Genomic DNA, 11,845 nt, shown 5'->3' with positions numbered 1-11,845 from the left:
AGCTCCGCCCTCTCCCTCCAGAGAGTTCGCCTGAGACGTCAAGCTACGTCGTGGTTCGCCATCCTCTCAAGAGCACGTACCAGACCCGAATGGTCGAGACCGTCATCGCCATGCGCCGCGCAGGAGTTGAACAGCTCCTGCGCCGTGGCCGTGTTCGGCAACGAAACGCCGAGTGCCTTCGCGCCTTGCAGTGCGAGGTTCAAATCCTTCTGGTGCAGGGAAATACGGAAGCCCGGATCGAAGGTGCGCTTGATCATGCGTTCGCCGTGCACTTCGAGAATGCGGGACGATGCAAAGCCACCCATCAGGGCTTCGCGCACCTTTGCCGGGTCCGCGCCTGCCTTGGAAGCGAAGACCAGTGCTTCGGCCACGGCTTCGATATTGAGCGCGACAATGATCTGGTTTGCAACCTTGGTCGTCTGGCCGTCGCCGCAATCGCCGACGAGGGTGATGTTCTTGCCCATGAGCTTCAGAAGCGGCAGCGCACGGTCGAACGATTCCTGCGAACCGCCTGCCATGATGGAGAGGCTGGCGTTCTTCGCGCCGACCTCGCCGCCCGAAACCGGCGCATCGACATATTCGGCGCCCGTTGCACGGACCTTCTTTGCGAATTCCTTCGTCTCGATGGGCGAGATCGAGCTCATGTCGATGAGCAGCTTGCCTTTGCCGAGCCCCCCGATTGCGCCGCCTTCCCCGAAGATGACTTCGGCCACCTGCGGCGTATCTGGCAGCATGAGAATAACCGTATCGCATTCTTCCGCGACGGCCTTCGGCGTATCCACGATTTGCAGACCGTTATCGATCAGTTCCTGACGCGGCGGAGGATTGAACCTCGAGGTGACGATCTGATGTCCGGCATCCTGCAGATGACGCGCCATCGGCGTGCCCATGATCCCCAGTCCGATGAAGCCTATCTTGGCCATGTCGTATACTCCCTAATCGAAATTATGCAGTCAGCCGTTCGGCTTCATGGTGTTTGAACCAGCTGAGACCTTCCTCGGTGGTGGTCTTCGGCTTGTATTCGCAGCCGATCCAGCCCTTGTATCCGGCGTTTTTCAGCGCTTCGAACACGTTCGGATAATTGATCTCGCCGGTCCCCGGCTCATTGCGGCCCGGATTGTCGGCAAGCTGGATATGGGCAATGAGCGGCTTGTAACGTTCATAGGTCGCGACCAGTTCGCCGCGTGTGCGCTGCTGGTGGTAAAGGTCATACTGGATGAACAGGTTGTTGCTGCCCACTTCATCGATGATCGAAACCGCCTGCTCCACCGTGTTGAGGTAGAAGCCGGGAATGTCGTAGTGATTGATCGGCTCGATCAGCAGGCGGATGCCGTGCTTGCCCAGTTCCTTCGCGGCCAAACGCAGATTGCTGACGAAAGTGGCGCGCAGAACATCCGGATCGACACCTTGCGGGGCAATGCCCGAAAGACAATTGACCTGCGAACAGTTGAGCGTGGTGGCATAATCGATGGCATCGGCCACGCCGCGACGGAAATCATCGACCCGATCCGGCAGAACCGCAATGCCGCGCTCTCCCCCAGCCCAGTTGCCCGCAGGCAGGTTATGCAGGACCTGCGCCAGATTATGTCTGGTCAGCGCCGCCTTCAGCTCGTGCCGGTTGAACTCGTAGGGAAAGAGATATTCCACCCCGGTGAACCCGGCCTTTGCCGCCAATGCGAAGCGGTCCATGAAGGGTACTTCGTTGAAAAGCATTGTGAGATTGGCTGCAAATCTCGGCATTTTCGCCTCCTTGTAATTCTCTGTTTGCGCAATTCCGGAAAAAAGCCGTTTCACAATTTTCCTCGAATTACCTTCCACGTTGTTCTTTTCCCTCATCCTGAGGAGCCCTCCCGAGCTTGTCGAAGGGAGGCGTCTCGAAGGGCGAGGGAAATGCATCGTGCCTGCCCTCGTCCTCGACCCTTCGACGGGCTCAGGATGATGCTTCGCTGCGCTCCGCACCTCAGGATGAGGGAGATACGAAGCATTAAATCGGCAACACGTTAATCCAAAAGTGCTGCGATAGCGGTCGGTGCATCTTCGCCGCGTTCGGCCAGCTCCTCGAATTCGACAACCTGATCGATGTCGATACCCATGGAAATATTGGTAACGCGTTCGAGGATGAATTCCAGGACCACCGGCACCTGATGCTCTGCCATCAGCGCTTTTGCCTGTTCAAAACTTTCGGCAAACTGGTTGGGGCTGCGAACCCGGATCGCCTTGCAGCCAAGGCCCTCGGCAACCGCCACGTGATCGACGCCATAGCCCTTTTCCGCATCGCCACCGGCATTGATGTTGTCGAAGGCAAGACTGACCTCGAAATCCATGTTGAAGCCGCGCTGCGCCTGACGGATGAGGCCGAGATAGGAATTGTTCACGACCACATGAATGTAGGGCAGCTTGTGCTGTGCGCCGACCGCCAGTTCCTCGATCAGGAACTGGAAATCATAGTCGCCGGAAAGCGCCACGATCGGACGGTCGGGATCGGCGGCACGGACACCGAGCGCTGCGGGCAGTGTCCAGCCAAGCGGACCGGCCTGACCGCAATTGATCCAGTTGCGCGGGCGATAGACATGCAGGAACTGCGCACCGGCGATCTGGCTGAGGCCGATAGTCGTCACATAGCAGGTATCGCGACCGAAAGCCTTGTTCATCTCTTCATAGACACGCTGCGGCTTCAGCGGCGTCTGGTCGAAATGTGTCTTGCGCAGCATGGTGCGCTTGCGCTCCTGGCACTCCTTGGCCCAGCCCGACCAGTCGCGCAGCTTGCCTGCCGACTTCCATTCGGTCGCGACGTCCAGCAGCAGCTTCAGCGCCTTGCCCGCATCCGAAACGATACCGAAATCCGGCGCGAATACACGGCCGATCTGGGTCGGCTCAATATCGATATGAATGAACTTGCGGTCCTTCCTGTAGGTGTCGACATTGCCGGTATGACGGTTCGCCCAGCGGTTGCCGATGCCGATGACGACATCGGAGGCCAGCAGATTGGCGTTGCCGTAGCGGTGCGAGGTCTGGAGACCGCACATGCCCGCCATCAGGCGATGGTCGTCAGGGATGACACCCCAGCCCATCAGGGTCGGGATGACCGGAATGCCGGTGATTTCGGCGAATTCGACCAAAAGGTCGGACGCATCGGCGTTGATGATGCCACCCCCGGCCACGATCAGCGGACGTTCCGCCTCGTTCAGCATGGCGAGCGCCTTTTCGGCCTGCGCCCGCGTGGCGGCTGGCTTATAGGCTTCCATCGGCTGGTAAGTGTCGATGTCGAACTCGATTTCGGCAAGCTGGACATCGATCGGCAGGTCGATGAGGACCGGACCGGGACGGCCCGACTTCATGATGTGGAACGCCTTCTGGAAGACATAAGGCACCAAAGCCGGTTCCATGACCGTGACCGCCCATTTGGTGACGGGGGCTGCGATCTTGGCGATATCGACGGCCTGAAAGTCTTCCTTGTCGAGACGTGCGCGCGGCGCCTGACCGGTGATGCAGAGGATCGGGATCGAATCGGCGGAAGCCGAATAGAGACCTGTAATCATATCTGTTCCGGCCGGGCCGGAGGTGCCGATGCACAGGCCGATATTGCCATGCTTTGCACGGGTATAGCCCTCGGCCATATGCGAAGCGCCTTCGACATGACGTGCCAGTATATGGCGGATCGAGCCGCGCGCCTTCATCGCCGAATAAAACGGATTGATCGCTGCGCCCGGTACACCGAAAGCACAATTGGTCCCTTCTCTCTCCAGCACAAGCACGGCTGCATCGACTGCACGCATTCTGGCCATGGCCATTCCTCCTATGGAACTCTAATCCATTTACCAATGCTATTATCAAAAAATGGAAATGCATATCACTATATGGAAATAAAGATTTTCAACGGAACGGAGATAATCTGGCTGCGTCTTTCCGAGTAGCAATGGATGCGATAGTGATAATTCCTGAGTTTAGGCGGGATTCGGAGACGGTGATGGAACAGGCGAAGGTAAAGCGGGGCCGCAAGGCGGCGGAAAACGGAGCGCCCTCGTCTGTGCAGGTTCTCGATCGAAGCCTGAAGCTGCTGGCATTGATCGCAGAGAATGACGGCTCGACATTGACCGACCTTGCCGATGCGAGCGGCATGGCGCCTTCCACCGTGCACCGCCTGCTGTCGTCGCTGGCCAATCATGGAATGGTTTCCCACGATCTGGAAAGCGGCGACTGGACCATCGGCGTCAAGGCTTTCGAGATCGGCAATGCCTTTCGCCGGTTCCGCAAGCTCGGTATTCTGGCGCGCCCCTATCTGAAGACATTGATGGAAACGAGCGGCGAGACCGCCAATATCGGCGTCGAGGACGGCGGCGATGTCGTGTTCATTTCGCAGATTGAAAGCCATGCGCCGATGCGCGCCTTTTTCCGGCCCGGACGGCGCGGGCCTATCCATGCGTCCGGCATCGGCAAGGCCATATTGTCCACCTGGTCGGACAAGGAAATCGCGCATGCCCTGTCCGGACGCGCGCTCGAACACTTTACACAGCGCACGCTCGACAGCCTGCCCGCGCTATTGAAAGACATTCAGGCGACGCGGACGCGCGGATGGTCTGTCGACGATGAAGAACATACGCTCGGCATGTGCTGCATCGCCGCGCCGATTTTCAATGAATATGGCGAGGCGATTGCCGGCATTTCCGTTTCCGGCCCTGCCGTGCGCCTGCCGAAAAAGAAACTGGAGGAGTTCGGGCCGCTCATCCGCTCCACCGCCGATGAGCTGACGCGCGCCATGGGCGGCAAACGCCCGGAAGAGCTCTGAGTACGATTATTTTGGGCTGAACTCTCTATTGCCACGCCGCTCTTTTCCCTCATCCTGAGGAGCTTTCTTGAGCTTGTCTAAGGGGAGCGTCTCGAAGGGCTGAGGGAAAACGCACAGCGCGTGCCCTCGTCCTTCGAGGCTTCGCTTCGCTCCGCACCTCAAGATGAGGGAGAAGCGCAGCGATGACGCTTTATAGTTCAGCCTTGAGCGGCTTGCCGGCCACATAGGTTTCGACAATGGCGCGGTCATCGCCCAATGTCTGCAACAGGAACAGCTCCTGCTCCAGCGTCGCGCCAGCCGCCATGCGAAGCCGCATCGGCGATGTGGCGGACGAATCCAGCACCACGATATCGGCTTCCGTTCCCTCGTCGAGCGTACCGATCCTGTCTTCCATGGAGAGCGCGCGGGCGTTGCCGAGCGTCATCATGTAAAAGGACTGGAACGGGTTCAGGCGGTTTCCACGCAGTTGCTGGACCTTGTAGCCTTCATCCATGGTACGCAGCATCGAGAAGCTCGTGCCGCCGCCGACATCGGTCGCCACCGACATGCGCACGCCCCGATGCTTTCAGGCGGTCGCGGTCGAAGAGGCCCGAGCCGAGGAACAGGTTGGAGGTCGGGCAGAAGACGGCAATCGAGCCGGTTTCCGCCATGACGCGCACTTCGCGGTCTTCCAGATGGATGGAATGGCCGAGCAGGGTCTTGTTTCCCAGAAGGCCGTAATGCTCGTATATGCCAAGATAGTCGGGCGCATCCGGGTAAAGCGACTTGGTGAAGGTGATTTCGTCGTGGTTTTCCGACAAATGCGTCTGGATGTAGCTGCCGGGGTGCTCACGGACAAGCGCCTGGCTTGCTTCGAGCTGCTCCGGCGTGGAGGTGATGGCAAAGCGCGGCGTGATCACGTAATCGAGGCGGCCCTTGCCCTGCCAGCGCGCGATCAGCGCCTTTGTGTCGTCATAACCCGACTGTGCAGTGTCGCAGAGGGCGGGCGGCGCATTGCGGTCCATCATCACCTTGCCGCCGAGCATACGCATGTTGCGATGCTGCGAGGCGCGGAAATAGGCATCCACGCTCTGCGGATGCACGGAGCAATAGGCGACCGCCGTGGTGGTGCCGTGGCGGATCAGCTCGTCCAGAAAGCGCTCCGCGATGAATTCGGCATGCTGCTCGTCGGCGAATTTCTGCTCGGCCACGAAGGTATAGGTGTTGAGCCATTCCAGAAGATTGGCTGCATAGGAAGCGACGACCTGCGTCTGTGGGTAATGGATATGCGTATCGATGAAGCCGGGCAGGATCAGGTGCGGGCGATGGTCGGCGACTTTTATGTCGCTGCCTGCCTCGCTACTGACTTCAGCATAATCGCCAAGACGAAGGATACGGCCATCTTCGACCAGAACGGCGCCGTCTTCGATATAGCGGTAGGCGGCATTGTCATCGAGACTCTGCGGCTCGTCACGAAAGGTCAGCACGCGGCCGCGGATCAGAAGCTTGGTCATTGTGGTCTTGGTCCCTTATTTCGAGCCTTGCGTGGCGGACTGGTACCAGGAGGCAAGAAGCTGGCGTTCTTCCTCGCTCACGCCGGTAACGTTGGCGGGCGGCATGGCATGCGAACGGCCTGCCTGCAAATAGATTTCACGCGCATGGGCCGCGATATCCCGGTCTGTGTCGAGCACGACGCCCTTCGGCGGCGCGATGATGCCTTCCCAGCCCGGCTCCTTGGCGTGACACATGGCGCAGCGCCCCAGAACGGTATCCCGCACTTTTCCAAAGTGCGGGTCCGAGATGAAGGACTGCTGCAAGGCCGAGATTTTCTGTTCTTCCGGCTCGCCGGTCAGCACCTTCGGCACAGTCGAGAGCCAGATGATGACGATGAACAGGATGACCGTTACCAGCCAGGTCCAGGTCGGGCTGCCCTTGCGGGCATGCTGCGTGTTGAACCAGTGGCGGATCGTGACGCCCATCAGGAACACCAGCGAGGCGATTATCCAGTTGAACTGCGTCCCGAAAGCCAGCGGATAGTGGTTCGACAGCATCAGGAACAGAACCGGCAGCGTCAGATAGTTGTTGTGGGTCGAACGCTGCTTGGCGATCTTGCCGTATTTCGGGTCGGGCTTGCGGCCAGCGATCAGATCCGCCACCACGATCTTCTGGTTCGGGATGATGATCATGAACACATTGGCCGACATGATCGTCGCCGTGAAGGCACCCAGATGCAGGAAGGCAGCGCGTCCCGTGAACAGGTGCGTATAGCCCCAGGCCACCACGACCAGAATACAGTAGAGAATGACCATCAGGAGCGTATCGCTCTTGCCGAGCATCAGCTTGCAGATCGTGTTGTAGGCGATCCAGCCGAAGGCCAGCGAGGCAATCGAAATGCCGATGGCGACCGGACGCGAGACGTCGAGGACGTTCGGATCGATCAGGTAGAGATCGGCACCCGCATAGTAGACGATGCAGAGCAGCGTGAAGCCCGACAGCCAGGTGGCGTAGGATTCCCATTTGAACCAGGTCAGGTGTTCCGGCATTTCGGCGGGCGCAACCAGATATTTCTGGATGTGGTAGAAGCCGCCACCGTGGACCTGCCATTCCTCGCCGTGCGCACCTTCCGGCAGGCCGGGGCGCTGGCGCAAGCCAAGATCGAGCGCGATGAAGTAAAAGGACGAGCCGATCCACGCAATCGCGGTAATCACGTGCAGCCACCGCGCTGCGAAGCCCAGCCAGTCCCAGGCTACGGCGAAATCATACATCAGGGACTCCCATTTCTTATCCCGTTTCTTGAGCCAATTCTTAGCCCATTGTTCGTTGTTGCATTATGTGCCAAAGGAATCAGGTTCAGGGAACGTCACATCACGACCAGCACTTTCAAAAAAATCTAGACAATCGTGGAGGGGACGTATGTCATATCTTGATAATCTGCGCGTTTTTGTGCGCGTTGTCGAATTGGGAAATCTATCCGCGGCGGGCCGCGATCAGCGCGCATCGCCGGCAGTTGCAAGCAATCGAATCAAGGAGTTGGAGAAGCACCTGGGAGTGAGGCTCTTCAATCGGACTACGCGCAAGCTCACGCCGACCGAACATGGCCGCGTATTCTATGACGGTGCATTGAAAATCCTCGAAGCCGTGGATGAGGCGGAAGCGGCCGTGGCGGAACTGGCGAAAAATCCGAAGGGATCGATTCGCATCACCGCGCCGCTTGGCTTCGGCAGACGGCTGATCGCATCCGGAATCCCGGAGTTTCACGACAAATATCCCGACATCGAAGTGCGGCTCCGCCTCTCCGATCATGAAGTGGACATCATGAGCGAAGGCGTCGATGTGGCTTTCAAGCTCGGTGTCTTGGAAAATTCCAACCTGCGCATGCGCGGCATCATGAATTGCGAACGCGTGATCTGCGCGGCACCCGCATATCTTGAGAAACACGGGGTTCCGCAGTCACCGGACGAGTTGCTGGGCGACAAGCATGACTGTCTTCTGCTGCGTTTTCCGGGCTCGAAGGAATATTACTGGTCCCTGCAAACGCCGGAAGGCCTGCGCAAATTTGAGGTCACCGGGCCATATGACTCCGATGACGGCGACGTATTGACGCAATGGGCGCTCGGCGGGCGGGGCATCATCAACAAGCCGCTGTTTGAAGTGAAGGAATATATACGCGACGGACGACTGGTTCCCATCCTCGAAAACACCCCACCCGCGCCGATCCAGCTAGCTGCGATCTATCCACACAAACGCTTTCAGGATCCGAAGGTTCGTCTCATCATCGATTTCATGACGGAACGGTGCCAGCGACTGATCCGCGAGGCTTTGGCATAGAGCGGCTGAAACCGCTCTATACTTCTTTGCCGCCTCGGGAACGCCAAAAAAACGCCCGATCAGGCGGGCTGCGAGATACGTGCGGAGGTCAGAACTGCTGTCAGAACTTCGGCAGCGACCAATGCTGCGATGACTTCCGGCCTCTTGTCCTTCACGACGGCTCCGCCGACCGGACAGACGAGATTTTCAAAAAGATTGTCGCTGCCCATTTCGCGCTTCAACCAATTCTTGAAAGTGGCCTTCTTGGTCTTCGAGCCGATCATGCCGACATAGACGGCATCACGCCGCTGCAAAGCCTCGGTAACGATGAGAAAATCCAGCGCATGGTCGTGGGTGAGGACGATGAAGGCGCTGCCCGGAGGGGCGGAACGCACCACCTGCTCGGGCATCGCCGACAGACAGGTCTCGACGCCCGGCACATCGCAGGCCATCAGCTCGGCTTCCCGCGTATCCACGAGAACGACCCGGACGGGCGTGAACGAAAGTGCATTTGCCAGCGCATCGCCGACATGGCCCGCGCCGAAGACATAGACATGCGGGCGCGTGGCTATTTCGGCATCGACCTTGCTGACAAGCTCGTCGGTGAGCCCGCGATTGACACGTTTGAAGCTCAGGCCCACCCGTCCGCCGCAGCATTGGCCGATTTCCGGGCCGAGTGGGACGTCCATGGGTGTGTCCCTGCCGCCAGCCAAGATTTTCCGGGCATGGTCGATAGCCATATATTCCAGCTGACCGCCCCCGATGGTCCGAAAGATCATATCGCGGGCAACCAGCATCCACGCCCCCGCATCGCGGGGCGCGGAACCTTTCACATCGGTGACTTCCACCAGCACGCTATCGGGACGCCGGTTGAGAAAAGCCCGGATATCGTCACGTGCGCCCGGCATTTTTCTAGCCCTTTTGCTTGCGGAGCCGCTCGATGGCCATCAGCACGCGTTCCGGTGTTGCTGGCGCGTCAAGACGCGGGCAGACCTTGTAATCCGCCACGCTGGCGACAGCATCGGCCAGAGCGTGTAGCACCGACAGACCCAGCGGCAGCGGCGGCTCGCCGACAGCCTTGGAGCGATGGATCGTCGGCTCATAGGCCTCCGACCAGTCGGTCAGCGCCACGTTGAATATCTTGGGCCGGTCGGAAGCCAGCGGAATCTTGTAGGTGGATGGCGCATGGGTGCGAAGCCGCCCCTTGTCGTCCCACACAAGTTCCTCGGTCGTCAGCCAGCCCATGCCCTGCACGAAGCCGCCTTCAACCTGACCGATATCGATGGCGCGGTTCAGGGAACGCCCGGTATCATGCAGAATATCGGTGCGCTCCACCACATATTCGCCAGTCAGAGTGTCGACGGAAACTTCGGAACAGGCTGCTCCGTAAGCATAGTAGTAGAAAGCATGACCGCGACCCTTGGCCCGGTCCCAATGGATTTTCGGCGTCTTGTAGTGACCTGCCGCCGAAAGCTGTACGCGACCGATAAAGGCCTGCTTGACGAGATCGTTGAAGCTGATTTCCTGATTGCCGACGCGAACGCGGTTGGGAAGAAAGACGATCTGGTCTTCCGGCACCTGATATTGCTGGGCCGCAAAATGGATCAGGCGCTTCTTGATCTGGCGGGCAGCATCCTGTGCGGCCATACCGTTGAGATCGGCCCCGGAAGAAGCCGCCGTCGGCGCGGTGTTCGGCACCTTGGCGGTCGTCGTCGCGGTGATCTTCACCCGGTCGATGTCGATCTGGAATTCCTCGGCCACGACCTGCGCCACCTTCATATGGAGCCCCTGCCCCATTTCCGTGCCGCCATGGTTCATATGCACCGAACCGTCATTATACACATGCACCAGAGCGCCAGCCTGATTGGACTCCGTCTTGGTGAAGGAAATGCCGAATTTCACCGGGGTCAGTGCGATGCCGCGTTTGACATAGCGGCTCTTGGCGTTGAATTCGCGGATCGCTTCGCGGCGCCTTGCGTAATCGGAGCTTTCCTCCAGTTCCGCAACGATACGCTGGATAATGCAATCCTCCACCTTCTGGTGATAGGGCGTGACGTTGCGCGTGCCGTCTTTACCCATTTCATCGTAGAAATTGCGCTTGCGGATTTCCAGCGGGTCCTTGCCGACAGCGAAAGCCACTTCATCGATCACACGTTCCGCACCGACCATGCCCTGCGGGCCGCCGAAGCCGCGAAACGCCGTGTTCGACACGGTGTTCGTGTAAAGCGGCGCCGACTGCGCATGAACTGCCGGAAAGAAATAGGCATTGTCACAGTGGAACAAGGCGCGGTCGCCGACCGGACCGGAAAGGTCAGCCGAGAACCCGGCATTGAGGGCAAACAGATAATCGATGCCCAGAATATTGCCTTCATCGTCGAAGCCGACTTCATAGTCGATGACGAAGCCGTGGCGCTTGCCGGTCGAGGTCATGTCCTCGTCGCGGTCGAGCCTGATCTTCATGGCACGCTTGTGCTTCTTGGCCGCGATGGCTGCAATCGCCGCCCACTGGTTGGCCTGCGTTTCCTTGCCGCCGAAGCCACCGCCCATGCGGCGCACTTCCACCGTCACGGAATGGCTCGGAACGCCCAGCGCATGGGCGACCAGATGTTGGGTTTCGCTCGGTCCCTGCGTGGAGCAATAGACGGTGACGTCCTCATCCTCGCCGGGGATAGCCAGCGAAACCTGCCCTTCAAGATAGAAGTGATCCTGCCCGCCGAGATACATGCGGTTCTTGATGCGATGCGGTGCGGCATCGATGGCCGCGCGCGCATCGCCGCGCTTCAACGTCAGCGGCGTGGTGACAAGCCGGTCCTTCAGACCATCCAGCCCATCGATGGAATAGATGCCCGCTGCTTCCTCATAGTCGATTTTCGCCAGACGTGCGGCGCGGCGCGCCTGATCGCGGGTTTTGGCGATAACCGCAAAGATCGGCTGGCCGTGAAACTCGACCTTGTCGACGGCGAAGATCGGATCGTCATGCATGCCTGACGGCGAAACATCGTTCTCGCCGGGCACGTCCTTGTAGGTCAGCACGTCGATCACGCCGGGAGCGGCGCGAACCGCCGACAAATCGATCGACTTGAAAGTACCATGTGCGACGGAAGAAAACCCGAGACCGATGTGCAGCGTGCCTTCGGGCTCCGGTATATCGTCGATATAGACAGCCGTTCCCGTGACATGCTTGTGCGCGGAATCGTGCTTCTGGTCGGTCGCCACACCACCGACGATACGGGCCGCTTTCAGTGCGTTTGCAGGATGCTTGTTCATGATTGC

The 11,845-nt window shown here is 59.3% G+C and carries 8 protein-coding genes and 1 pseudogene; 2 read left to right on the top strand and 7 right to left on the bottom strand.

Annotated features, from left to right (window positions below):
* Window positions 1–38 precede the first annotated feature (38 nt).
* From OINT_RS01985 to gcl, 3 genes are all read right to left on the bottom strand, one after another.
* Window positions 39–923, bottom strand: coding sequence for a 2-hydroxy-3-oxopropionate reductase (locus OINT_RS01985; protein ID WP_006466115.1), 885 nt, complete (start codon window positions 921–923; stop codon window positions 39–41).
* A gap of 22 nt (window positions 924–945) precedes the next feature.
* Window positions 946–1,740 (bottom strand): hydroxypyruvate isomerase, encoded by a 795-nt coding sequence (gene hyi / locus OINT_RS01980; protein ID WP_025089703.1) that lies wholly within the window; start codon window positions 1,738–1,740, stop codon window positions 946–948.
* A 260-nt stretch (window positions 1,741–2,000) separates the two neighbouring features.
* A complete protein-coding gene (gene gcl / locus OINT_RS01975) occupies window positions 2,001–3,785 on the bottom strand; it encodes a glyoxylate carboligase (protein WP_006471032.1) in 1,785 nt (594 codons plus the stop codon).
* 182 nt (window positions 3,786–3,967) lie between these two features.
* On the opposite strand from gcl, the gene OINT_RS01970 reads away from it, so the two are divergent.
* The gene (locus OINT_RS01970; RefSeq protein ID WP_006471033.1) at window positions 3,968–4,786 is read left to right on the top strand and encodes an IclR family transcriptional regulator; all 819 of its coding nucleotides are present in this window, start codon (window positions 3,968–3,970) and stop codon (window positions 4,784–4,786) included.
* Between the two features lie 190 nt (window positions 4,787–4,976).
* Here OINT_RS01970 and guaD read toward each other — a convergent pair.
* Window positions 4,977–6,279, bottom strand: a pseudogene (gene guaD, locus OINT_RS01965) (guanine deaminase).
* A 15-nt stretch (window positions 6,280–6,294) separates the two neighbouring features.
* Window positions 6,295–7,530 carry a urate hydroxylase PuuD gene (locus OINT_RS01960; protein ID WP_006466111.1) on the bottom strand — a complete coding sequence of 412 codons (1,236 nt, stop codon included), beginning with the start codon at window positions 7,528–7,530 and terminating at the stop codon, window positions 6,295–6,297.
* A gap of 148 nt (window positions 7,531–7,678) precedes the next feature.
* Between OINT_RS01960 and OINT_RS01955 the strand changes: the two genes are divergently transcribed.
* Window positions 7,679–8,593, top strand: coding sequence for a LysR family transcriptional regulator (locus OINT_RS01955; RefSeq protein ID WP_006471035.1), 915 nt, complete (start codon window positions 7,679–7,681; stop codon window positions 8,591–8,593).
* A gap of 59 nt (window positions 8,594–8,652) precedes the next feature.
* Here the strand turns inward: OINT_RS01955 and xdhC are convergent, their stop codons facing one another.
* On the bottom strand, window positions 8,653–9,480 hold the full coding sequence (gene xdhC, locus OINT_RS01950) for a xanthine dehydrogenase accessory protein XdhC (protein ID WP_006466109.1): 828 nt from the start codon (window positions 9,478–9,480) through the stop codon (window positions 8,653–8,655).
* 4 nt (window positions 9,481–9,484) lie between these two features.
* Window positions 9,485–11,839 (bottom strand): xanthine dehydrogenase molybdopterin binding subunit, encoded by a 2,355-nt coding sequence (gene xdhB, locus OINT_RS01945; protein WP_006466108.1) that lies wholly within the window; start codon window positions 11,837–11,839, stop codon window positions 9,485–9,487.
* Between the last annotated feature and the right edge of the window lie 6 nt (window positions 11,840–11,845).

This window comes from Brucella intermedia LMG 3301 (assembly GCF_000182645.1).
In the GTDB taxonomy this organism is placed as follows: domain Bacteria; phylum Pseudomonadota; class Alphaproteobacteria; order Rhizobiales; family Rhizobiaceae; genus Brucella; species Brucella intermedia.
Note: the sequence above shows the minus strand (reverse complement) of the source record. Positions and strands in the feature narration are given on the sequence as shown.